Source organism: Streptomyces sp. BYX5S, assembly GCF_054724165.1.
In genome coordinates, this window is sequence record NZ_CM138829.1 from 5,244,569 (window position 1) to 5,270,302 (window position 25,734).

At 70.0% G+C, this 25,734-nt stretch carries 8 protein-coding genes and 3 pseudogenes; 6 read left to right on the forward strand and 5 right to left on the reverse strand.

Annotation, left to right across the window (positions count from 1 at the left end; translation table 11 throughout):
- The 5 genes and pseudogenes from eccCa (at position 1) to ACYBSK_RS24005 (ending at position 8,384) form a co-directional block, all read left to right on the forward strand.
- Complete coding sequence (eccCa, locus tag ACYBSK_RS23985) at positions 1 to 4,002, forward strand: type VII secretion protein EccCa (RefSeq protein WP_460243279.1); 4,002 nt, start codon at positions 1 to 3, stop codon at positions 4,000 to 4,002.
- Positions 3,999 to 5,432, forward strand: coding sequence for a DUF6177 family protein (locus ACYBSK_RS23990; RefSeq protein WP_460243280.1), 1,434 nt, complete (start codon positions 3,999 to 4,001; stop codon positions 5,430 to 5,432). The genes eccCa and ACYBSK_RS23990 overlap by 4 nt, the downstream gene beginning before the upstream one ends.
- 197 nt (positions 5,433 to 5,629) lie before the next feature.
- A pseudogene (locus tag ACYBSK_RS23995) lies at positions 5,630 to 6,105 on the forward strand (transposase family protein); the annotation flags it as partial.
- A 501-nt stretch (positions 6,106 to 6,606) separates the two neighbouring features.
- Positions 6,607 to 7,475: pseudogene (locus ACYBSK_RS24000) on the forward strand (IS5 family transposase).
- Positions 7,476 to 7,593: 118 nt separating this feature from the next.
- Positions 7,594 to 8,384, forward strand: a protein-coding gene (locus ACYBSK_RS24005; protein ID WP_460246943.1) for an IS5 family transposase whose coding sequence is annotated in 2 segments (ribosomal slippage) — positions 7,594 to 7,909 and positions 7,909 to 8,384 — 792 coding nt in all. Because the reading frame shifts where the segments join, the coding sequence is not laid out codon by codon here.
- A gap of 1,082 nt (positions 8,385 to 9,466) precedes the next feature.
- On the opposite strand, the pseudogene ACYBSK_RS24010 reads toward ACYBSK_RS24005, so the two are convergent.
- From ACYBSK_RS24010 to ACYBSK_RS24030, 5 genes and pseudogenes are all read right to left on the reverse strand, one after another.
- Positions 9,467 to 9,583, reverse strand: a pseudogene (locus tag ACYBSK_RS24010) (IS5/IS1182 family transposase); the annotation flags it as partial.
- 139 nt (positions 9,584 to 9,722) lie between these two features.
- A complete protein-coding gene (locus ACYBSK_RS24015; RefSeq protein WP_460243281.1) occupies positions 9,723 to 10,808 on the reverse strand; it encodes a DEAD/DEAH box helicase in 1,086 nt (361 codons plus the stop codon).
- On the reverse strand, positions 10,805 to 12,667 hold the full coding sequence (drmB, locus tag ACYBSK_RS24020; RefSeq protein WP_460243282.1) for a DrmB family protein: 1,863 nt from the start codon (positions 12,665 to 12,667) through the stop codon (positions 10,805 to 10,807). The genes ACYBSK_RS24015 and drmB overlap by 4 nt, the downstream gene beginning before the upstream one ends.
- Positions 12,664 to 15,795: a helicase-related protein gene (locus ACYBSK_RS24025; protein WP_460243283.1), complete on the reverse strand. Its 3,132-nt coding sequence runs from the start codon at positions 15,793 to 15,795 to the stop codon at positions 12,664 to 12,666. Before ACYBSK_RS24025 ends, drmB begins: the two co-directional genes overlap by 4 nt.
- Positions 15,796 to 15,834: 39 nt before the next feature.
- Entirely contained in the window at positions 15,835 to 19,116 is a 3,282-nt protein-coding gene (locus ACYBSK_RS24030) for a sigma-70 family RNA polymerase sigma factor (protein WP_460243284.1), read from the reverse strand.
- Positions 19,117 to 19,305: 189 nt separating this feature from the next.
- Here ACYBSK_RS24030 and ACYBSK_RS24035 point away from each other — a divergent pair, with 189 nt between their 5' ends.
- On the forward strand, positions 19,306 to 25,677 hold the full coding sequence (locus tag ACYBSK_RS24035) for a protein kinase domain-containing protein (protein ID WP_460243285.1): 6,372 nt from the start codon (positions 19,306 to 19,308) through the stop codon (positions 25,675 to 25,677).
- Positions 25,678 to 25,734 lie beyond the last annotated feature (57 nt).

Here is a 25,734-nt window from a genome sequence, read left to right on the forward strand (position 1 = left end):
GTGACCCAGCACCTCGTCCACCGTCCGGCCCGCTCGCACCGGCCGCTGCCGCCCGTGGAGACCCGCACCATCGAACCGCCGCCGAACCTGCCCGAGGGCAAGACCGGCAGCGCCGCGACCGCGCTGCTGCCCATGGCGGGTGTCATGGGCTCGGTCGTGATGATGACCGTGATCCGCTCCAGCCAGTTCGCGGGGCTCGGCGCCGTCGTCCTGGTCATCGCGCTGCTCGGCGCGGTCGCCCTGTTCCTGTCGCAGCGGGGCAAGGCACAGCGTCAGCGGCGGACCCAGCGCGAGCGTTACTTGGAGTATCTGGAGGGGCTCCGGGCCGAGTTGGCCGACGCCGAGCGCGAGCGCCGCCTCGCGGCCCGTTTCGTGCACCCCGCCCCGGCCGCCCTCCACGACATCGTGCGCGATCCGGCCCGGCTGTGGGAACGCCGCCGTTGCGACGCCGACTTCCTCCAGGCCCGTATCGGCGTCGGCGACGTCCCCGTGCAGGATCTGGCAGTCGGGCAGAACACGTCCGGCACCGCGATGGCCCCGCCCGATCCGTTCATGCTGAACGAGGCCCGTGCCCTCCAGACCCGCTACGCCACCACACCGGACCATCCGCTGACGGTGCCGCTGGACCGGGCGGGCAATGTCAGTGTCATCGGCGACCGCGCAGGTGTCCTGCGGGTCGCCCGCGCCCTGCTCATGCAGGTGGCGGCCACCCATGCGCCGGACGACGCGGCACTCGCGCTCGCCGTGCCCGGGGAACGCATCGAGGAGTGGGAGTGGGCCAAGTGGCTCCCGCACGCCCTCGACCCCCAGGTCCAGGACGGGGCGACCCCGGCGCGCCGCATCGCACCCGACCTGACCCAACTGGCCCAGGTGATCGGGGTGGACCTCAAGCAGCGTGCCACCTACGCCGCCGAGGTACGCCGGGGCCTCGCCGACAAACGAGCCCTCGACCTCACCGACCGGCTCCTGGTCGTCCATGACACCTACGGCGAGAACGCCACCGAGCTGCCGCGCCCCGACGCCGCTGTCCCGCTCCACGCCATGGGTGTCACCGTGGTCCACCTGCTGGCCGACCAGCGCCACGAGCCCGACCATGTCTCGGTGCGCGTCACCGTCGACGAGGACCGGATCGTCGTCGAGGACCTGCGCCCCCAGCAGCCCGTACGCACCTCGGGGCTCGCCGACGAGGCGGGCCCGGCCGCCACCGAGGCACTCGCGCGGGTCCTGGCCCCGCTGCGCCTGTCGGCCGAATCCGCGACCGAGGGCGCCCCGGTTGCCGGCCCGGTCGACTTCCCCCATCTGCTGGGCGTCGACGACATGGCCGCCCTCGATCTGCCCCGGCGGTGGGCTCCGCGTGGCGAGCGCGACTTCCTGCGTGTTCCGATCGGCCTCGACGACCACCACCAGCCGGTCCTGCTCGACCTCAAGGAGTCCTCCGAACTCGGCATGGGCCCGCACGGGTTGTGCGTCGGCGCCACCGGATCCGGCAAGAGCGAGCTCCTGCGCACCCTCGTTCTCGCGCTCGTCACGACGCACGCGCCCGACGACCTGGCGATGGTCCTGGTCGACTACAAGGGCGGCGCCACCTTCGCCCCGTTCACCGGGCTGCCGCACGTCGCCGGCGTCATCACCAACCTGGAGAACCAGGCAGGGCTCGTCGAACGCGTCCACACCTCCCTCGCCGGTGAGATCAAGCGCCGCCAGCAGGTGCTGAAGGACGCGGGCAACGTCGCCGACATCGGCCACTACCGCGCCCTGCGCGCGAACGAGCGTCCCGACCTGGAACCGCTCCCCCACCTCTTCGTCGTCATCGACGAATTCGGCGAACTCCTCACCGCTAAGCCCGACTTCATCGACCTGTTCCTGTCCATCGGCCGCATCGGGCGCTCGATCGGCGTCCACCTGCTGCTGTCCAGTCAGCGCATCGAGGGCGGCAATCTCAAGGGCCTGGAAACGTACCTGTCCTACCGCCTCGGCCTGCGCACCTTCTCCGCCGACGAGTCCCGTACCGTCCTGGAGACCACGGACGCCTTCCACCTGCCGCCCCTGCCCGGCTTCGGCTACCTCAAGGTCGACACATCGACGTACATTCGCTTCAAGGCGGGCTACGTATCCGGCGCTTACCGCGGCCCTGCGTCGCGCGAGACCGTGGCCGACGACGCACCCCGCGTGCGGCCGTACCCAGCCTTCAACACCCCACAGGTGCCGGCGAGTTCGCCGAGGGAGGACGAGTCGGCGCCGTTTCGGGAACGCGAGACGGGGCCGACGGTCCTGTCCACCGCCGTCGCCCAACTCACCGAGGCCGCACCGGCGGTACGCCGCATCTGGCTGCCCCCGCTCCCGGGGGCAGCCGCCCTCGACACAGCCGCGGGCCCCGTCCGCGCGACGTCCGAAGGCCTTCAACTCGCTACCGTTGGCAGCGCATTGTGCGTTCCCCTCGGCGTCCTCGACGATCCGGCCCGCCAGTGGCAGGGCCCGTGGATCCACGACCTCAACACGGCCGGCGGACACACCGCGGTCATCGGCGGCCCACAGTCCGGCAAGACGACCCTGCTGCGCACCCTCGCCCTGTCGCTCGCCCTCGCCCACACGCCCGCCGACGTCGCCCTCTACGGTCTGGACCTGGCCGGTGGCGGACTCGGCGCGCTGGCGGACCTGCCGCACGTCGGCGGCATCGCGGGCCGCGCCGACCACGAACGCGCCGCTCGCACGGTCGCCGAGGTCCGCGCCATGCTCGAGTTGCGCGAGACCGTCTTCCGCGAGCACGGCATCGACTCCGTCGACCAACTGCGCCTCCTGCGCGCCCAGGGCCGCCTGCCCGAACTCGGTTCCACGGACATCGTGTTGCTCATCGACGGCTACGGCGCGCTGCGCGACGAGTTCGCGCACCTCGACGAGACCGTCGAGGAACTGCTCAAGCGCGGCAGCGGCTACGGCATCCACATCGTCGCCGGCATGCTCCGGTGGAACGACGTCCGCATCGCCGCCCAGTCCATGTTCGGCAGCCGCGTCGAACTGCGCCTCAACGACCCCGCCGACTCCTCCATCGACCGCAAACTCTCCGAGACACTGTCGGCGGACACCCCGGGCCGCGCCCTCACCGACGGCAGACTCTTCGCGCACGTGGCCCTGCCACGCATCGACGCCGGCGCCACCGTCACGGACATCGGCCCCGCACTGGAGGAGGCCGCCCGCACCATCCGCGCCACCTGGCACGGCGAACTCGCGGCGCCCGTAAGAGTGTTGCCGACGCGTCTGCCCGCACAACGCCTGCCGTCCACCACCGCGGAACCGTACGCGGTACCGATCGGCCTCGACCAGGACACCCTCTCCCCCGCCGTCCTGGACCTGTTCGGCGCCGATCAGCACCTGTTGGTCCTCGGCGACAACGAGTGCGGCAAGACCAACCTCCTGTCCTTGATCTCCCGCTCCCTGGTCGACCGCTACGGCGAGACGGACCTGGTCTTCGGCGTCTTCGACCCGCGCCGCGGTCTGCGAGGTGTCATCCCCGAGCCGTACCGCGGCGGCTACGCCCACAACGCCAAACTGGCGAACGCGCTCGCCACCGGCATCGCCGCCGAACTGGAAAAGCGCCTCCCTGAAGCGGCCGACCCGGACACGACGGAGACCGAGCCGCCTTTCACCGGCCCACGCATCGTGATCCTCGTCGACGACTACGACATCCTCACCGCAGCCGGGCAGCACCCGCTGGACCCGTTCCTGCCGTACATCTCCTCGGCCCAGGACATCGGCCTGCACTTCGTCGTCACGCGCCGCGTCGCGGGCTCCTCCCGCGCCCTGTACGACCCGTTCCTGATGGCCCTGCGTGAAACCGGCGCCACCGCCCTGGTCATGACAGGTGACCGCAGCGAAGGCCAACTCCTGCCCGGCCTCCACGCCTCGCCCCAGCCACCCGGCCGCGGCACACTGGCCCGCCGAGGACGCCGTCACCAGCTCATCCAGACCGCTCTCGCGCCCGAAGCCGAGGAGACACCGGCGTGACCCAGGACATCGTCGCCCTCACCCCGAAGATGCCCGACCCCGCGGCCCTCCTCGCGGCCCTGCACGCCGGCGGACCCGATCTCACCCTGACGACCACCGACGACGACGCGGTCATCCACCTGTGCACGGCATCGGGCCGGCCGCTGGTCTCCGTCGAGGCGCCGGTTCTCGTCCACACGGCCGGCGAGGCAGAGCGACTGCTCGGGTCCGACGTCGGCGCCCCCGAACCGCCTTTCTGGTGGACGGAGTTGCGCGCGTCCACCGCCGCCACGGAGGCCGAGTCCCTCGCCACAACGGTGGCCGCCCGCCTGACGATGCTCCTGGGCGGCACCACCTGGCCACGGGGCACGAACACCACGACCGTCGTAGAGACAGCCGATACGGCACCCGACGGCATCACCCCCACGCCCGCTGCGGCGGGCGCACTGCCCATCGTCGACGTCCTGACCGACTCCACAGCGGTCGTCATCGCGGACCGGCCCGTCCTGGGTCTGACCACCTGGCTCGCCGACGTCCTGCGCATTACGACCGCGGCCGACCGCGCCCTGCACATCGTGACGCCGCCCCACAGCCGCCTCACGCTCCCGCTACGAACAGCGCTTGGCGGAGCCCCCAACCGCTGGGTCGTCCAACACCCGGAAGACGGCTACTACGACGGCCTGTCCGGCGCCGAACTGCTCTGGCGGGAAGGCACATTCACACCGTCCGGCGTCGGCAGGACCGCCTCCGCCTTCACGACTGGCGCCGACCTCACCACGCAAGATCACCAGTTCACGGTGTCCTTCCGCACCCTCCACGCACCGGACGCGGACCTGACACTCGGCACCGCACTGGAGGCCGCCTGGCGCCACCTCATGGGCACACCGCCGACGGGGTGGGGCACCGCCGAACCCATCAACCTCCCGTGGTCGACGCGCCAGTTGACCGACCTGGCCCGCGGCCGCGCTCCCGAACCCACCCACGCCCTCGCGATCGGCGCCCCTGGCCGCCCAGCAGTCGCCACCCACCGCACCACCCGCACCGCAGCAGGCATCACCGAGGACATCACCCTCACGGTCGGCTACCGCGCCGGCGAGCCGGCTCCCCTGGACGCCATCGAGTCCCTGACCGCCGAACTCGTCGACGCCCACCACCTGGCCACGATGTTCACCACCCTCCGCGCGGCCAGCGCGGACCTCACCCTGCCCCCACTCCTGACTGCCCCACCGCTCCCGATGACCTTCACCCTCGGCGCCTCCGAAGTCCGCTCCATCGGCCTCACCCACGCTCGCCGCCCGCCGCTCGCGATCAGGCCGGTACAACTGGGCACCGCCGCATCACCGTCTCTCCACTACCCGCTGGGAGACGGCACCAGCGCCGACGCCTGGACAAAGCTCCACACCCTGACCAGCCACCTCAAGAGCCGCATCAGCACAGCAGAGCTGCGATAGCCACGACCTGTCGGCCACCGCTGAGGCTCGGCGCCCAAACCCCCTGGGCACTTCTTGAGCTCAACATCTTGATCTCCTCCCATTGAGCCAGTTCCAACTTGATGGCGAGGAGAGCCAGTTGGACGTGCCTGCAACATGGCGGAGCCCCTGGCAGATGAGTTGTCGACCAAGATCAACCGTCGCGCCAGGAGCTCCGCGTGCTTGTCTACCCGTCCGCGGTGGATCTGTCCACCACCCACCTGCGTCATCTGAGCCGGCATCTGACAGCTCGACGCCGGGAGATCGGCAGTCGGTGGAGGCGGCTGTCTCCCGGCCGCCAGGCCCTGCTCGCCCTGGCCCATCTGCGGTGCGGCGGCACATATGCTCAGCTCGCGGCCGGATTTGGTATCGGCGTCGCAACCGCGTACCGCCACATCCGCGAGGCCGTCGACGTTCTGGCCGCGCTGGCGCCGACGTTGGACGAGGCCATGGCCAGGGCCCGGAAGAAGGCATACGTCATCCTGGATGGCACGCTGCTGCCGATCGACCGGACCGCCGCCGACCGGCCCTACTACTCCGGCAAGAAACGCCATCACGGGATGAACGTGCGGTCCTGACCAATGCGTTCGGACGCCTCTTGTGGGCCTCGCTCGCGCTGCCCGGCGCGAAGCACGATCTCACGGCGGCGCATAAGAGGCCGTTTTCACCTGATTTGCTCCACCTCGCGTGTCTCTTTGCTTGTCCCAGGCCTCACGCGTGTCGATTCCAGGTGCGCCTCCACTTCACAGAGAGGACTTCGGCTCACGCTTTGGGATGAGACAAACTTCGCGGGATGAGACCGGCAAGTCGGACCTCCCGGGTGGCTCGGGGGGGGGCGCACCCGCACCTGTTGCCGGTCAAGTCACGCCCTGCCACAGGTCCATGTTGGGATGAAAAAGGCTTCACAGGTGAAAACGGCCTCTAAGAGGTCGTTTTCATCTTGAGTGTTGCGATACCGACTACTTTGTGCAGGGCGCTGGCTTGGTGCTGGTGGGGTAGAAGGGCCGTTTGTGAGGGTCGGGACAGGTGATGTGACGTCCGGGACGGGAGACATCTTGCGCCTGTCTCATTCCGGGACGCCCCGGTCTGTTCCGCGCTTCCACCGGGTCGGCTGCATGCCTGGGCGCACACCCCGATACGGCGGTACGCCGACGTCATGGCCGACCGTCGTGCGTATCCGAGTGATCTGTCCGATGCCCGCTGGGAGTTGATCGAGCCGGTGCTGGCCGCCTGCGCTTCGAGCGCCGCGGCCGGGCCCTGGACTTCGGGCGCCCGCCCCGCCATGACCTGCACGAGATCATGAACGCGATCCTCTATGTGGATCGCACCGGCTGCCAGTGGACCTATCTCCCGCACGACTTCCCGCCCTGGCAGTCGGTCTACGGCTACTTCGCTCACTGGCAGAAGGACGGCATCTTCGCCCGGCTGAACGGGCTGCTGCGGGAGTTGGTGCGAGCCCAGGAGGGCAAAGACCGGCATCCTTCGGCCTGCATCGTCGACGCGCAGAGCGTGAAGACCTCCACCTCGGTGCCCGCCACGAGCCAGGGCATCGACGCGGGCAAGAAGATCGCCGGGCGCAAGCGCAGCATCATCACCGACACCCTCGGACTGCTCCTGGCCGTGCTGGTCACCGCGGCCGGCGTGCAGGATTCCGCCGCCGGCCGCACCCTGCTCGAACAGGCCGCCACCGACCACCCCGGTCTGCGCAAGGTGTGGGTCGACGGCGGCTACCGCAAGCACTTCGTCGAGCATGCCGCCACTCTCGGCATTGACCTCGAAATCGTTCAACGCGCGCCCGAGGCCAGGGGGTTCACTCCGATCCCGAAACGCTGGGCGGTCGAGCGCACCTACGGCTGGCTGATGCTGCACCGCCGCCTGGCCCACGACTACGAAACCCTGCCCACCCGCTCCGAAGCCATGATTCACCTCGCCATGACCGATCTGATGGCCCGCCGCCTCACCGGCGAGAGCACCATCTCCTGGGGCGACCCGACATCAGACCATCAAAGCCACATATCGCGATGAAACAAAAGGATGAAACGACCTCTTAGAGCTCATAACAGGATCTTGCTGTAGTGCCCTGGTCGGGCGTGACTGATGTGACGATCCGACCGTTCGGGTGGGTGTGACGACTCGGCCGTGGATCGTGGACGACGACTTGTGGGCGCTGATCGCGCCGCTGCTGCCGCCCTGGCCGAAGCGGTCGCCGGGCCCGAAACCGGTGCCGGACCGGCTGTGCCTGCAGGGCATCCTGTACGTCCTGCACCAGGACATCGCCTGGCAACTCCTGCCTCTGGAGCTGGGGTTCGGCTCCGGGCAGACCTGCTGGCGGCGCCTGGACCGCTGGCAGCAGGCGGGGGTCTTCGAGCAGCTGCACAAGATCCTGCTCGCGAAGCTGAACGCGGCCGGCGAACTCGACTGGACTCGCGCGTGCGTGGACGGCTCCCACGTCCGCGCAAAAAGGGGGGAGCCGCGACCGGTCCGTCGCCGGTCGACCGCCGGAAAACGGGCAGCAAGCACCACCTGATCTGCGACGGGAAGGGCACCCCACTCCATGCCCTCACCACCGCGGCGAACGTCAACGACATCACCCAGACCCTCAACCTGATCGACGGCATCCCACCGGTCGCGGGACGGCCCGGCCGTCCCCGCCGACGCCCCGAGGCTCTGCTCGGCGACAAGGCGTACGACTCGAAAGCCGTCCGCCGTGAACTGCGCAAACGCCGGATCATGCCCGTCATCTCCCGCAAGGGCGCCCCGAATATCAAGGGTCTGGGCAAGCTCCGCTACGTCGTCGAGCAGACCTTCGCCCTGCTCCATCAGTTCAAACGCCTCGCCGTCCGTTGGGAACGACGCCTCGATCTCCACGACGCCTTCATCTCGTTGGCCTGCGGCCTGATCTGCTGGCGCCGCCTCAAGAAGGCCGGAGCATGATCGCGTTACGAGCTCTTAGCACTACCTCTTCGCGTTCGGATTCGTACGCGTCCAGGCGCACATTCGCCAGATACTCCGGACTGCGTAACCAAGAATCCAGCTTCTGCAGCTTCACCCGCGTCCGCACCACGCCGACCGCATGCTCAAGCGGCGGTACGGACCTGTCCGCTATGCTCAGCGGCTCGCATACCCCGTCGATCAGCAACAGCAGACGCACTGCGTCCTGCTCCCGACTGGCCACCGGGCCCCCGACCCCTCGCGAACCATCGCAACTGCGTAGCTATCAACACATCCAATAGTCTATTGGATGAGTAATGCAGGTTTGCGCGTTGCGTCCAGATGGATCCGTTGTGCGCATCACTCCGCCCAGAACCAGCTGGATACCAGGTGCCGACGACGCCCCACCCGCGTTCATCTCGACGCATCCCCCAACGGCCGCCGCCGAAAAGCCGCACACCATCCACCTGAAGTCGGAACTGGGATCAACATTTCGCACGCCTCCATAACCCACCCGGCAGCCGAGAGGGCACCGCCCCCACCGGGAGTGGCCCCCACCAGCGCGAAGAGCGAGCACAAGCACATATCCGGAAAGCCGCCCATATTGACGGGAGCCAGTGGGTAACAAAGCGGGCACGGATGTGAACGTGAGCGCGTGGAATCGAATATGTGCGCATTGGTCCAAGTGGGAGTGAACAGGCAAAAGGACAGTGGGAGCACGCCCCCCACTCCCGTCGCTCCCACCGAGAGCGTGAGAGCAACAGAAAAGGGCCGTTCGAGAACGGCCCTTCACCTGCGACGTTCGATCCTTCGAACTTGTCGGGACGACAGGATTTGAACCTGCGCCCCCTTAACCCCCAGCAATGCGCAGGATTCCGTCCCGAGATCTTGGCGAACGTCGCGCGGCGCACAACGCCCCTGCGGGAGCTGTCCAGCCCCATGGCGCCGCACCCGGACGTTCGCCGCCGTTGCCAGCCGCATTCCACCACACTGCTCATACAGGGAGCCTGACCCCGGACATGCTCGTGTGATGCTGCTTCCGCAAGGAGTACGGCACGGCATCCAACAGCGGCCGCCCGGTGCCGATCCTGGTCCGGCAACGGCCTGCGCCCGGGATACCGGAACCTGCGCTCACGCTGCGGAAGCAAGGGCTCCAGGCGGTCCCACAGGTCATCCGACACGTTCCACGGCGATGTCCCCACGCAGGTCCGAACGTTCAACTTCCGCCCCGGACATAGTCCTCAGCGCCGATCCACCTCTTTGTGTTAGCCGTTGTTAGCGATCGGCCCCGTATCCGGGGGCTCCGGTCGGGTTCAGCCGCAGGCTGGACGGACCGGCCGGTCAGGCGCGGACCAGCACCCCTACGTCAACCGCGGCGAGCAGCGGCGGCTCGCGGTCGCCTTCGTAGCCAAGGTGGAGCTCCTTCCTGGCACGGGTGGCGAGGACGTAGTACGTCATCCGGAGGGCAGCGGATGTGGGGTCGAGTGCGGCGTCCGTGTGAGTGTCGGGGACGACGACCGTGTCGAAACCGAGCCCTTTCGCACTCGCCCGGTGGAGGATCACGATTCCGGGGCGGGCGAGGTCAAGAGCGCGGTAACGCCCCTGCGTTGCCTGGGAGGTGTAGAGCTGGGGCTTGAGACGTGGTGCCCTGCGCTCGAGCCTCACCAGCAGGTCGAACTGGGCCTGTGCGGAGTTCAGGATCACTCCGATGGTGTGCTGGGGCCTGCGCTGGGTGAGCCCGATGAGGAGCTCGGTGGTGCTGCCTGGGGCAAGGCGGTGCAGTGCCGGGGACGGTCCGTCTCCTTCGGGGAGGGACGGGAGTTCGGAGCCGGTGTGGAAGTGTGCGGCGAAGGAGGCGATCTGCCGGCTGTTGCGGTGGTTTCCGTCGAGCTGCGTTCTGACGGGGCCGCCCAGGCGTCGGCTGATCTCTTCGAGGGTGGAGTGGGTTTCGGTGAGGCGCTGGTATTCGTCGGCGTAGACGGTGGTGCGGGCGCCGAGCAGCAGGCACAGACGGTAGAACTCCGGTGGCAAGTCCTGTCCTTCGTCGATCACAAGGGTGAGTCCGGGGAGGGGGCCTGTCTCGGCAGCTCGCGCGTAGAGGGCAGGCCAGTCGAACCAGCCGTCGGGACTCTTCGGGGCGCCGCCCCCGTACCACTCGGCGAGCCAGGAGTGGGCGGTCGCCACCCGGATGCTGCCGTCGTCGGGTCCGAGCCCGCGGACCATGGGGGTCAGGGACTGGCGGAGCAGGTTGGAACGGGTGAGCAGCACCACAGGGGTCCCGGTCAGCGCGAGCATCACGGCTCGCTGGGCGGCAAGGATGCTCTTTCCACTGCCTGGTGGACCACTGACCAGGTGATTCCCGTCGAAGGGCAGGCTGTCGAGGGAGCGCCGCTGGGCGGTTGTGAGATCGCGGTAGGTCAAGGTCATCGGCGGGCCTCCTGCAGAACCTGCGCGGCTGCGGCGCGTGCCGCGGCGACGATCGGTTCGAAGTAACCGGGCACGTGGTCGCTGCCGATGACGAGGGCCCGGTCGAGGAGGGTGTTGCCGCTCTCGCAGCTGGTCTCGGGAAGCAGCGCGCAGGCGTGGCAGGCGGCCCGATTGAGGTTCCCGAAGCCCTGGCCGGTGTGTTCGGCGCAGAGCGGGTCGGCGGAGCACCAGGCGGCGGCCTCGGTGGTGCGGAGGAGGGTTTCGGCCAGGTACGGTGCCTCGCCCTGCCGGACGAGCCCGCCGAGGGTTCCTTCGGCGTCTCCGGCCGCGGTGTAGACGAGGATGCCGTGCTGGCCGTGTTCGGGCCGGGCGTAGACACGTTCGCGGAGACTCGCGGTGGTGTAGCCGGACTCGAAGGCGAGCTGGCGGATGAGCAGGTGGGCCAGGGTGTGCAGGAGGACGAAGCGAGGTGAGAGAGCTACGCCGGTGAGTGCCGCCAGGCGGTCGCGCTGGAAGGAGCGGTCGAGGTCCTCGCGCATGCCGTCCACGCGCCGGTACACCCGGTCGTCCTTTTCCCAGGAGGCCAGTCGCTGTTCGTCGAGAGTGATCAGAATGCCTTCGCCGAAGACCTCTACGGCCGGAAGCCACTTGAGCCGGCGGGAGGTGTCGGCGGGCACGAAGGTGGCGTCCGGGGTGACGCGGGTGAAGCCAGACAGTGCCCGCACTTCGCGCAGCCGGTCGGCGAGGACGATCCGGCCGAGGCTCCGGTGCAGGCTCGCCCAGGGTTCGGCGGTCTCCTGGCCGAGCCCCAGGGTGGTCGTGCGCAGGGCGAAGTCACGGGTGGCGGGCGGTGTCGGGGCGATGAAGGCAGCCCATTCCTCTCGGCTGAGGTCGGGGCGGGCGACGCCGGTTGCCCCGGCGGGACCGGCAGGATGTGCGGGTGCGGGCCCACCGTTCTCCTCGGCGAGCAGGGCGTCGAGGAGTGCGTCGTCGGCGCCGGTCTCGTCCTGGATCATGCCGCGGAACACCTCGGCACGCGGTGTTCCCGCGAAGCGGCACAGGGAGATCCACAGGTCGTGGCCGCGGACGAGTTCCGCGAGTGTGGTGTCGGCGTGCGGGGCTGTGGCGTCGGTCTCCGGGATGTCGAGCGCCGAGTGCACCACGGGGTAGTACAGGTTCCCTGCGGTACGCTGCACGATCTGCACGGGCTTCTCACACATGGCGGCCTCGTGCACCCGCTGCCAGGGGTTCCGGCCCGAGCAGCGCATGCCGTGCGTGCCGAGGACGTCCAGCAGGTCACGGGACGCGCCGCAGCCCTTTGCGGTGCACGCGACGGAGAGGGCTTCGAGGCCGGAGGCTCGCTCGGCGACGAGGAAGCGGAGCTGTTCGCGTTCGCCGCACTGCTGGCGTTGTTCCGTATCGCGCTGTGAGTGGGCCCAGAACCACCAGTCGACGTCGCCGAGGTGTCCGCCGGCGCAGATCTGCACGAATCGCATCGGGGTCAGTGGGCGGCCGGGCGAGCAGAAGGTGCAGCGTGGGGCGTGCCCCGGCTGCTCGTCGGCGATCCGCCGGCGCTTCATGCGGCGGCAGGCGCCGCAGAAGAGCCAGGAGGGGAAGCGGATGTAGGGCGCGCCCGGGGCGTCCGGCGTGTCGTAGCGGTCGTTGACAGTAGTCGGGGCCGCGTACAGACCGGTGATGCCGAGCCGGTCGGCGAGCCGGGCGGATTCGATCCACTGCTTGTTGCGGGGCCAGTCGCCGATACCGGTGGCGACGAAGGACTCGCCCTGGACGTCGAGCACCGCGCCGACCCCGAAGGGCAGCACGGTCTGCGCCTGGCGGACACGGAGTTTTCGGTTCACAGGTCGGTTCCCTTCACCGTGACCTGGCATTCACGGTCGACGTTGCGCATCGAGTTCGGCGTCTCCCACAGTCCGTAACGCTGCTCGAAGCTCATGATCAGGTTGGACTGGCCCTTGCCCTGACTGCGGTAGTACAGGGCACGGCCGTCCTTGCGTGCCGCGCGGGCCGCTTCCTCCCAGTCGGCCAGGAGGCCGGCGAGTTCCTTGCGTACCGGCTCGGCGGCGGTCGGGTCCGCGGCGGCGGCCCGTGCCACGACCTCTTCGGTGAGGGCCTCCGCTTCGGGCATTCGGTCGAGGATCTGCCCCGCCTGGTCCTCCGCCGAGAGCCCCATCCGGTGGCGCACCAGGATGACGAGTGCGGCGTGCAGGGCGCGACGGCGCGCGGGTACCGACCAGGGAGTGACGCTGGTCGGCTCGACGTGCCGGTACAGCGAGCGGTGGTAGACGTCGAACGTCTCGTAGTGCGAACGGTCCCGCGGGCGGGTGGCGTTGAAGAAGGTGACGACGAGTCCGGGAACGTTGTGCCGGCCGACGCGGCTGGTGGCCTGGATGTACTCGGCGGTGGTCTTGGGCTGGCCCTGCATCAGCATCAGCGCGAGCCGCTTCACGTCGACACCGACGGAGAGCATGTTGGTGCACGGCAGGAAGGAGATCGCCCGCGGGTCGTCCCAGGGCTGTTCGAGCCGGTCGAGCAGTACGGGCTGTTCAGCGCGCGGCAGGTTGCTGGTCAGTTCCTGTACCTGGTGGTCCGGGAGGTCCCGTACACCGTCGCCGGTGTCGAGGCCGGTGAGCTGCGCGGGGATGTCGTCGGCTGCGGCGGTGACGGTGCGGCCGAGTTCGCGGAGGCTGTGATGGTAGGCGACCAGGGTCCAGTAGTCGTCACGGTGCTCCGCGGGGAGTTCGTACGCTCCCTGGAGCATGGCCGCCGTGGTGGCGACGGAGGCGCGGCCCGCGGTGTGGCCCTGGGCCATGACGCCGAGGTAGCGGCGGCCCGGCCGAGTGGTGTCGGGTTCGGCGAAGTACGAGTGGCGGGCCTCAAGGCCGGCGGGTGGGAAGAGCTGGACGCCACCGCCGTACAGCGCGCGGATCTGTTCACCGGAGCGGCGGATGGTGGCGGTGGAGGCCACGACCTTCGGTCCGGTCCCGTCGGCAGCGGTGCAGAGTCCGAGTACGGCCGACTCGTAGAGGCCGACGGTCGTGCCGAGCGGACCGGTGAGCAGGTGGAGTTCGTCCTGGATGACGAGCTCCGGGGGCCGGTTGGCGCTGTCCGCTCCGAAGAGCCGCCCCGATTGGGATTCCCAGGCGAGCCGGGCGAACTTGTCCACCGTGCCGAGGACGAAGGTGGGCGGCCGGTCGTAGAGGTGCTGGTCGACCACGGCGACCGGCAGTTCGCCGTGGAAGGCGCAGTCCTCGCGGGGGCAGAAGAACGCGAAGGAGCTGGGGGTCGTGCGTACGCCGTAGTCCGCGATGTCCGGGGACTTGCGGGCGGGCAGGATGCGGGTGCCGCACCACGGGCAGCGGTCGAGGATGAAGACGTCCTCGGGGTGGGCTGCTCCGCGTACGTCTTCGAAGGCCGTGTGTGCCTTGGCGTAGGAGTTCGGTGAGGTGGCCTCGCCCACCCACAGGCCGATGGAGAACGGTTCCTCTCCGTACCGGGCCGGGTCGGCGCGGCGCAGGGTCTCCAGGGCGCAGACGGTGGTGGCGGCCCGCTGGAACTGCTGGGTGGTGAGCAGGCTGAGGGTGTAGCGGCTGAGGACGGCGGTGCCGCCGCCGTCCTCGGCCCCGCGGCGCAGCACCATGACGAACGCGGCGAGCAGGAGGTACGCCTCGGTCTTGCCGCCACCGGTCGGGAACCAGATCAGGTCGGTCGTGGCGCGGTCGGGGTGACCGGGGTCGACGACGCCGTCCAGGGAGAGCAGGAAGAAGGCGAGCTGGAAGGGCCGCCAGCATGCGGACGGATCGGGCTCGGGGTCGAGGAGCATCGGGTCGCGGCGGGCGCGGCGCTCCCCCGCCTGGTCACGGGCGGAGTGCCGCATCTGCAGGGCCATCGCGTGGTTCGCGGCGCGGAAGGCGTGCAGCAGTTCGGGGCGGGCGGGGTCGCAGAGGGTGCGGATGCCTGACTCGATCCGGGTGACGGCGGCGCGGATACGGGCGAGTATCCGGTCGGCGGCCTCGCGGCCCCAGTCGGGGATGTCCGTGGAGTGCTGCCCCACGTACCAGGCACGGTAGTCGGCGGCGAACTCCCAGAGTTCTTCGCGCAGTTGTTCCAGGGAGACGGCGGGGTCCGCGAGGTGGCGTACGTTCAGCACGGCGGATCCGGTGAAGCCGGCGGCCCGTACGCCGCTGACCTCGGCCTCGGGCATCACGGCGGCGTGGAGTCCCAGGGCCGTCCGGCCGTCGCCGGTCTCCTCGCAGCGTTCCTCGACCGCGCAGCCGTGTCCGACCGCGTGCGTCAGGACATGGCGGTACTGCAGCCGGAGTTCCTGTTCCTCGGGGTCTCGGCTGGCCAGCTCGATGCTCGGGTACGGCAGGACATCGCCGTCCTCGGGTCGTACGGACAACTCGGTCTGGAAGAGCATGTGGTCCCAGGGGGCGGCCTTCCCTTGGGTCTGATCATGGTGTGCGCTGTTGACCAGGGCCACGGTGACGAGGTGGCCGCCGCCGAAGGAGCGGCGCCGGACCCGGATCTCCGCACGGCCGTCTAGTACGGCGACCCGGTCGCGGTCGGGGGCCACGGTGTGGGTCTCCTCGGGGAGCGGGTGGCGCTGCCAGCGGCGGCCTCGTTCGCCCGGAGTGGTGACGGTCCGGTAGTGGGCGCCGACGCAACGGACCGAGACGGTGGTGGCGTCCGTGTAGAAGCTGATGCCGAGCGAGGAAGGCAGCCAGGAGTTCGACTCGGGCACGGGGTCGGTGACGGGCTCGCTCTCTTCGGTGCTGGGCTCGGCGGCGGGCCCCTCGGGCTCCTCGGCAGCGAGGTCCAACTGCCGCTGGAGGTCCGCGTCCTGGGGGTACAGGGTGCCCATGAGGTATTCGCGGTCGGGTGGCGCGTGCAAGGTTTCGTGTTGGCCCGCGGCGGGGCCGACCAGCCGGCGCCGCAGGGACGCGATGAGTTCCTGTCGGGGGTCCATGGTGGTGCTCCTGGGGGGGAGATCGAGTACGCGGTGGGATCAGGGCCGGCGCCAGCGGTCGCGGATCGGGATGCGTCCGGGCGGTGCCGCGCGTTCCGCGGCGAGCTGCGACTCCAGATCAGATATCCGGGCCCAGGCGTTCCGCTCGGCCTGGGCGACCCGGTGCGCGGCCTGCTGCTCGGCCGCGTTCACCCGCGCCGTCACTTCCCGCTGGACGACTTGGTAGTAGGCGTCGCGTTCGGCGAGCAGGGCCTCGGCCTGCTGGAGCCGCACTTCCAGGTCCGCGAGGCGGGCTTCGGCCGCAAGCCGGTGCTGCTCGGCGGTGTCCGCGCGCCCAGCTGCCAAGGACGCATGCGACGCAGCGTCCCTCGCGTGATCGCGGGCAGCGAGTTCCGCGCGCTCGGCCTCTTCGGCGCGGGCGGTGACCCGGGCGAGCTCCGCTCGGTTCCGGACGGCGGATTCCTGCGCCGCGGCGCCCAGCTGCTGCCGCTGCCGGAGCAGTGCCCGGTCCATGCGCTGGAGCAACATGTCCTCCAGCGCGTCGAGTTCGTCGTCGGCCTCGTCACGGGCTGCTGCCAGACGTGCCTGCGAGGCATCCCGTTCCGCAAGCAACTGACGGATGTGCCGGTCCCGGAGAGCTGCCAGCTGCGCCGCGTGCAGGTCGCGCGCGAGGGCTGGCCTCGAAGCGGCCTCGCGGCACATGCCGGGCTCGGCCGGCACCTTCTCCCCGAGCACGGACGACGTCTCCGTTGCAGCGGATTCCCCCGACACCTGGGGAGGTTCCGGTTGGACCGGCATGGGCGGCATTGTCTTGGCCACGGGTGACTCAGCCGCCGACGCCGTGGGGCGCTCCGTCTCGCGGGGCACAGGCCTCGCACGCATCCCTGGGACGGCCGTAGCCGGATCGGCGGATCTGTCGCCCCGCTCCGGGGCACGATCCGCTTTCTTTCGTTCGCCTCCCGCCGCACGGGCGGCCGGTACCGGGAATTCCCACACCGCCTTGCGTACGGCGAGATTCATGTCGTCCCTCGTAAGGGGACGCATCGCCAGGCACTGCCTTGGTGTCCTGCCGTCCAGCGAGACGGCCGGCCGGTCAAGGAAATCCTCCGGCCGCACGCCCGCCTTCCGTACGATGTCGAAGGCGTACCGGAGGACCTCCAGCGCCTTCACCACCCGCCGTTCCAGCGTTCCCCGCTCGTAAGCGGCCCGTCGTACCGCCTCGGCCGCGTCCGGGCCGAGCACCGTGGTCAGCTCCGTCACACCGAGCGCGAGCACTGCGTACTCAGCGAGGCCTTGAACCGTTCCGGTGAGGGCAACGGCCAGTTGCTGCGCCTTTTCCCAGTCGGCCGCGGGGCCTGGGACCTGCGCCTTTCCTCGCGGCCGAGTCGGCACCGCCACCGGCTGTTCCCCGGTCTCGGCCGACGCCGTCGGCGGAACTGCTTCCGGAGCCCCGACGGAGAGCACACCGATCCCGGCTTCGGCGCCCAGGCCTCTGTCCGCCGACGGCGTCGGTGAGGTGGAGGTGGGTGCCGGCACAGGAATCTCCGGTTCCGCCGTCGTGGTCGGTTCCTCCTGGTCGGCTACGGGCGTCGGGGCCACCTCGTCCAACGGCATGGTCTCGGTGGGGTTCACTGCGTCTGCCCCTTCCGGCGGCACGGCTGAACCCTCCGGCTCAGCAGGCGTCCCCGCTTCAACGGTCGGCACCGCATCTGCCTGCTCATTGACGCCGGACCGCGCGGTCTGTACGTATGCCGCGCTTGACGACTCTCCGCTCGTGAACGCACCTGATTCCAACCGATACCGCGCGGGAAGCACGCCGGCATCATGCAAGAGGCCGCGAAATCGGCTCCTGGCCTTGGACTCGACCTGCCGGATGCGCTCCCGCGTGACCCCGAACTCCTTCCCCAACTCGTCCAGGGTCGACGGCTCGTCGCCGTCCAGCCCCAGCCGTCGCACCAGTACGCGTGCGTCGCGCAGCGAGAAGTTGTCGTCGATGATGTCCATGACCTGGTCCATGACCATCGCGCTCATCACCAGGGCGTCCGGCGCCGCCGCGGGACGCTCCTGCCCCAGGAAGTCGCCGAGCGTCACCCCGTCCCGGATGACCCGGTCCAGCGAGTCGGTGCGCTGGCTGAGACGGCGGATCTCCTCGACTCGCCCCACCGACATGTCGCAGAACACGGCCACCTCGACGACCCCGGCCCGCTTCCCCTGGCCGATCAAGGTGCGCTCGGCGTTCGCGACCTTCCGCATCTGCTCGTGCATGTGCACCGGGATACGGATGAGAGAGCCGTAGTCGGCGATCGACCGGGTGATCGCCTGCCGGATCCACCACGTCGCATACGTCGAGAACTTGAACCCCTTGGAGGCGTCGAACTTCACGACGGCCCGCATCAGCCCCAGCATGCCGTGCTGGATCAGATCCTCGTAGTCGAGCCCCTGCCCCTGGTAGGGCTGGGCCACCTTGTGCACCAGCCGTTGATTGTGTAAGACCAGGCACTGCTGGGCACGGGCCCTGACGTGGTCGCGCTCCAGGCTCGCCAGTTCCTTCGCATCCGGCTCCTGCCCGATGAGACGCGGTCCGCCGCGCACCAGCACGGCGAGGCCGACCTCCTCCTCGGCTTTCAGCAGGATTGTGCCGAGGTCCTTCCTGAAGCGGTCCTCCTCCATCACGGCGTGCGCAGCCGCCACGGCGGCATCAAGCGTGGCACCGGGCCGTATCCCATCTGCGGAGACTGGCGCGGCGGCGACCGGGACCGTCCCCGCAGGATCAAGGACGCCACGGGGTTTCACTTCCCCCACGGCGCTGGCGCCAACGGCAGAAGCCTTCACCTTCGCGGCAGGGACGGCACCGGTCCCGTTCCCCTGTGCATCCGCCGCCCGCCCGGGTCCCGCATCCTGCACCGGGACGTCCGCCGCTCCCCCGTCCCTCACCCGCACCGCGCGCCGCAGCTCCGTGGCCTCGCGCGGCGAAAGACCGCACAGCCGGGCCACTCCGTCCAGCGCACGCGCCGTCGCATACCCCTCGGAGTCCCGGTAGCGCGCGAGCAGTTGCCTCACCACGGCGTCCCGGAAGGGCACCATTTCCACCGTGCGCACATTTTCTTCACTTCTCTGTGCAACCGTGCGCCCCACCTGTGGGTCGTCCTCGGCATGCACCGCAATCTGACGCACCGGCAGCCCCATCTTCCCGAGCTCCGCACGGAGCCGGTCCTGCTCCCGCTCGCCGAGCCCCAGCGCACGCGCCCGCACCCGGAAGACCGTCTCCGGCACCACTCCGCCGACCGCCGAGCGCCGCAGCCCCGCGAGGAGCTCCGCCATCGCCCGCAGACCTCCCGGCCCGGCCTCTCCACCTGCCACCCCAAGCGCCACGACTACCCCCTCTTTCACGGTGCAACATGAGCGTACGAGATGCGCGTTGACAACGTCAACAGCTATTCACGCACGCTTTAGTCGATTCAAGGTGTACGCTACGTACGGGATACTCACCTTCGACTTCGACCACAACGCATGAGACGGGGAGCAGCAGTGGGCCTTGATCAGGTCGGTGGACGATTCCGGATCACCGGAGATCTCGGCCGGGGCAACATGGGCGAGGTGTACCGGGCGGTGGACGAACAGGCCACCCCCGGCACGGCTCACCACGAGGTCGCGGTGAAGACGGTGCTGCGCAACCGCACCGGCCTGCTGGTCGACACGGCGGAGGGCAACAAGGAGACACAGCGCTTCCGCCGCGAGGTGAAGATCATGCGCATGCTCTCCCAGGGGCACCCCAACCTCACCCACTTGATCGCCGGCGGCGTCGACGACGGGCCGGGCGCCAGCGGTCTCCCCTATCTGGCGATGGAGCTGCTCGACGGCCACACCCTGGGCCTGCTGATGGACGAGGAGCCGCAGCTCCCGGTCTCCTGGGTCGCCGCGATCGGCGCGCAGATCGCGGCCGGTCTGGCCGCCGCCCACACCGCGGGCGTCGTCCACCGTGACCTGAAGCCGGCCAATGCCATGCTGCTGCGCGACGGCACCGTGAAGATCCTCGACTTCGGCATGGGCTCGATTGTGGAGGACCCCGACCAGACGCGGCTGACCAGCACCGGAGTGAGCGTCGGCACGGCCCGTTATATGGCGCCCGAGCAGTTCCGCGCCGATCCGGTCTCCGCCGCAGCGGATCTGTACGCGCTCGGCTGCGTCCTCTACGAGATGCTGATCGGTCGTCCCCCGTTCTCGGCGCGGACCGCCTACGAGCTGTCCGTACAGCACCAGTACGACCCGCCGCCGCGGCTGACCATCGTCCGGCCCGATCTGCCGTCGGCCTTGGTCCGGCTGGTCTCCCGACTCCTGGAGAAGGACGCCGACAACCGGCCGGAGAACGCCACGCTGGTCCGCGAGGCGCTGATCCCGCACGCGCTCGCCCACGACGAGACGGTCGGCCTGCTGGCCCCGGAGTGGACGGCGATGGACCCGGTGGCCCGGCTCCGCGCAGATATGCCGCGGCCCACTGCCGTGAAGCCGGCCCCGGTGCCGCGCCGCACGCCCCGCCTGCCCGAGACCATGGACGTCTTCGGCATCCACGCGAACCTGATCGACGAGTACGCGACCTTCACCCGCAGCGCCACTGTCATCCGTGACGCCCGGATCGAGAACTTCGTCGAGGACGATCTGGCCTCGAAGTCGCAGTGGCCCGACCCCTGGCTCTCCCTGAATCCGTTCTTCGCCGACGGCGGCCAGGTCACCGACCTGGTCAGGGACGGAATCCTGCATCCCCGCTGTGCCGAGATCTTCCAGGCCGGTAAGAAGGAGGACGCCCGCCGTCCGGACGGCCGGCCGCTCACCTTCCACCGCCATCAGCGCGAGGCGATCGAGGCCGCCCGGGCGGGCGACTCGTACGTGCTCACCACCGGCACCGGGTCCGGCAAGTCACTGTCCTACATCGTGCCGATCGTGAACCAGGTGTTGAAGGAGCGGGACGCGGCCGGCCCCGGGGCCCGGCGCCGGGTGCGGGCGATCGTCGTCTACCCGATGAACGCGCTGGCCAATTCACAGCTCAAGGAGTTGGAGAAGTACCTGCGGCACGGCTTCGGGGAGGGCCGCGAGCCGGTCACCTTCGCCCGGTACACGGGCCAGGAGGACGAGGAGCGGCGCAGGGAGCTACGGAAGAACCCGCCGGACATCCTGCTCACCAACTACGTGATGCTGGAACTGATGCTCACACGGCCGGACGACCGCGACGGTCTGATCCGCAACGCCGAGGGCCTGCAATTCCTCGTTTTCGACGAGCTGCACACCTACCGGGGCCGGCAGGGCGCGGATGTCGCGCTGCTGATCCGTCGGGTCCGCGAGGCATGCAAGGCGTCCGACACGCTGCAGTGCATCGGCACCTCGGCGACCATGTCCACCGAGGGCACCTGGGAGGACCAGCGGCGGGAGGTCGCCAAGGTCGCGGGTCGGCTCTTCGGCACCACGGTGCTCCCCACGCGGGTGATCGGCGAGACCCTGGTCCGGGCCACCGGCCAGGCCCCTGCGGCGGTGCCCGCCGAGCGGCTGCGGATGCCCGCGGCGCCCCGCGCGTACGAGGCGCTCACCGAGGACCCCCTTGCCCGCTGGGTGGAGTCCCGGTTCGGGCTCGAGGACGAGCCGGGCACCGGGCGGCTGCGCCGCTGTGCGCCGCGGACCATCGAGTCGGCCGCCGAGGAGCTGGCCGCGGCGTCCGGGATCCCCTCCGACCAGGTCCGGGCGGCGATCCGCGCCACCCTGGAGGCCGGTTCGCAGGCGAAGCACCCGGTGACCGAGCGGCCCCTGTTCGCCTTCCGCCTGCACCAGTTCCTCTCCAAGGGCGACACCGTGTTCACGACCCTGGAGAACCCGCTCACCCGCCCGCTGACCCGCACCTTCCAGCTGGAGAAGCCGGGCAGCGGCGGCATGCCGCTGTATCCGCTGTCGTTCTGCCGGGAGTGCGGGCAGGAGTACCTCACCGTGTGGCGCACCGAGGGCCGTGACGGTGTCTTCCGCTACGAGCCACGGCGTGACACCTCGGCCTCCGGCGGCCGCAAGGGCGAGGGCTATCTGTACGTCGGGGTGCCGGGCGAGGACTACGTCTGGCCTGCCGATCCTCAGCGGGCCGTGGACGACCGGCGGCTTCCGGAGTCCTGGCTGGAGCCCGACGCGAACGGCGTGACGGTGGTGAAGAAGTCCTACCGGGAGCGGGTGCCCGTCCACGTCGTCGTGGACTCTCTCGGTGTGGAGAGCGGCGAAGGTCTGGAAGCGGCGTTCGTCCCGGCGCCGTTCCTGTTCTGTGTGCACTGCCAGGTGTCCTACGAGCAGACGCGCGGCCGTGACTTCGCCAAGCTGGCGACGCTCGACCAGGAGGGTCGCTCCTCGGCCACGTCGCTGATCTCGGCCTCCATTCTCAAGTCGCTGCGCGCGGTGCCGGAGAAGAGCCTGGACAAGGAGGCACGTAAGCTCCTCACCTTCGTCGACAACCGTCAGGACGCCTCGCTGCAGGCCGGCCACTTCAACGACTTCGCCCAAGTCACCCAGTTGCGCGGGGCGTTGTACGCGGCGGTGGTGCGCTCCGGTGAGGAGGGGGTGCGCCACGACGACCTGACGCTGGCGGTGACCGAGGTGATGGGGCTTTCGCCGCGCGAGTACACCGGTGTCGCCGACCAGCCGCCGTCCATGGAGAAGCGGGCGACGAAGACCTTCCGGGACGTCGTCGGCTACCGCCTGTACCGCGATCTGGAGCGCGGCTGGCGGATCACCATGCCGAACCTGGAGCAGACCGGACTGCTGCGGATCGACTACGAGGACCTGGACTGGGTGGCGGCCCGCGACGAGCGCTGGGCAGGGGAAGGCGCGCACCCGGTGCTACGCGAGATCGACGCGGAACTGCGTGCCGAGATCGCCCGCACGCTCCTGGACTACATGCGCCGGCACCTCGCCATTGACGTGCAGTACTTCCGGGACGACTTCGACGCGCTGAAGGGCGCCAGCGAGGAGCGGCTGACCGGGCCCTGGGTGCTCGGCGACAGCGACAAGCCGGACGTCGGCACGGCCTACCCGTACGGTTCCCGCCCCGGCATGGAGCGCTCCGCGCTTTTCCTGTCGCCGCGCGGAAAGTTCGGCAAGTACCTGCGGCGGAACGTGCCCGCGCTGCGCGACGCTCCGCAGGACGACGTGCAGGGGGTGATCGAGACCCTGCTCACCGTGCTCCGCAAGGCCGATCTGGTACGTGAGGTGGAGGCGGCCCCGGAGCGGTCGGGACCGGCGTTCCGTCGGCGTGCGGCGGATAAGCGCACCGGGTACCGGGTGTCGGCCGCCGCGATCGTGTGGCGGGCCGGAAGCGGTGAGACGGGCGCGATCGATCCGCTGACCCGCACCTACAGTCATGGCGAGGGGCCGCGCGTCAATCCCTTCTTCCGCGATCTGTACCGCGACGCGGCGACCGAGCTGGCGGGTCTTTACGCCCGCGAGCACACCGCGCAGGTGCCGCCGGAGGACCGGCTGCTTCGCGAGGAGGAGTTCCGAACGGCCGAACTGCCGCTGCTCTACTGCTCGCCGACGATGGAGCTGGGCGTCGACATCTCCTCGCTCAACGCGGTGATGATGCGCAACGTGCCGCCGACCCCGGCCAACTACGCGCAGCGCTCCGGCCGGGCCGGCCGTTCCGGACAGCCCGCCCTGGTGACCACGTACTGCGCGACGGGCAACAGCCACGACCAGTACTACTTCCGCCGTTCGGAGCAGATGGTCTCCGGCCAGGTCTCGCCGCCGCGCCTCGATCTCGCCAACGAGGACCTGGTCCGCAGCCACGTCCAGGGCATCTGGCTGGCGGAGACCGGGATGAAGCTCGGTACGGCCGTCCCGGATGTCGTCGACGTGGCGTACGACCCGGACAGCGGGGACCGGCCGGACCCGCGGATGGCACTGCCGCTGCACACGCACATCCGTGACAAGTCGCTCGACGAGGAGGCCCGGCGCCGTGCGGTCGCCGCCGCGCGTGCCGTGCTCGCGCCGCTGGTCTCCGACTTCCAGGACACGACCTGGTGGTACGACGAGTGGATCGAGGACTGTGTCGAGCGGGCCCCGGACAGGTTCGACGCCTCCTTCGACCGTTGGCGCGACCTGTTCCGGGCCGCGGTCCTCGACCAGTACGAGCAGAACAAGCGGGTGGTGGACCACACCCTCAGCCAGGGCGAGCAGGGCCGTGCCCGCACGCGCCGCCGGGAGGCCGAGACGCAGACCAATCTGCTGCTCAACCGCTCCACCGACAGCAAGTCGGTGATGAGCGACTTCAACCCCTACCGCTATCTGGCCTCCGAGGGCTTCCTGCCTGGCTACAGCTTCCCGCGGCTGCCGCTGGCCGCGTACATCCCGCGTTCGGGCAACCGGCGCAACGCCGACGGCGACTATCTGCAGCGCCCGCGGTTCCTGGCGATCCGCGAGTTCGGCCCGGGTGCGCTGATCTACCACGAGGGCGCCCGCTACCAAGTGACTCGGATCCAGCTGCCGCCGGACGCCTCCGGCGACCTGGCGACCGCGGAGGCGCGCCGCTGCGACTCCTGCGGCTACCACCACCCGGTGCGCCCCGGCCTCGACCGCTGCGCGATGTGCGATGAGGAGCTGACCGGGAAGCGCACCGGCCTGATCCATCTGCACACCGTGTACACCACGCCGCGCGAGCGGATCTCCTCCGACGAGGAGGAGCGGCGCCGGGCTGGTTTCCGGTTGGAGACCTCGTACGCCTTCCAGGACCACGGCGTCCGCAAGGGCCGTCTCACCTCACAGGTCTCGGACGGCGAGGGCGCCGCTGTCCTCGATCTGGACTACGGCGACTCGGCCACCGTCCGGATCACCAACCTGGGCCGGGTCCGTGACAAGGACGACGTGCAGGACGGCTACTGGCTGGACCTGGGCGACGGCCGCTGGCTCAACGACCGGGCCGCGGCGGACGCCGTGGAGGGCACGGGGATGCCGGTGGTCGACGAGGACGGCAACGAGAAGCGCCGCAAGAAGCGGGTCCTGCCGTATGTGGAGGACCGGCGGAACATCCTGGTGGCGACGCTGGACGAGCCGCTGCCCGAGCCGGTCGCGTTCTCCGTCCTGTACGCCTTGGAGCGGGGCATCGAGGCGGCCTTCGAGCTGGAGGACTCCGAGCTGACGGCCGAACTCCTGCCGCCGCCCGAAGGACCGCGCCGCCGGCTGCTGTTCACCGAGGCCGCGGAGGGCGGCGCCGGTGTGCTGCGCCGCCTGCGGCAGGAGCGCAAGGCGCTGCGGAAGGCGGCCCGCAAGGCCCTGGAGATCTGTCACTTCGACCCGGACACCGGCGAGGACCTGGGCGGTCCTGCGGGCGGCGAGGAATGCGCCCGCGGCTGCTACGCCTGCCTCCTGACGTACGGCAACCAGACCCACCACCGGCAGCTGAGCCGCCACGCGGCCCGCCCGTTGCTGCTGCGTCTCGCGACCGCGGACACCGTGCGCGAAGACCGGGGCGAGTCGCGGAGCGAGCAGTTCCACCGCCTTGCGACGCCCGCCGCTCGGGCCGGAGCCGAAGTCCCGGCGGTCAGCACTCCGCTGGAGACCGACCTTGCCGCCCTGATCGCGTCGGGTGACCTCCTCGGCTGGCTGAAGGCCAAGGGCTACCGGCTGCCGGACGAGGTCGACGTCCTGGTGCCGGAGGCCGCCGCCAAGCCGGACCTGGTGTTCCGGATCGACGGCGCCAACCTCGCGGTCTTCGTCGACCTTCCCGGTCACGCCGCCGACTCCACCCGCGACGCCGAGGCCGGTTACCGCCTGGAGGAGGCCGGCTGGGACGTCCTGCGCTTCCCGGCCGGCTCCGACTGGGACGCTGTCGCCGACGGCAACGCGGACTATTTCCACACTCGTTGACCCGTACGCCCGGCACCGCGCCCCTCCCGACCATCCCCACGATCCCGAAGGAACCGA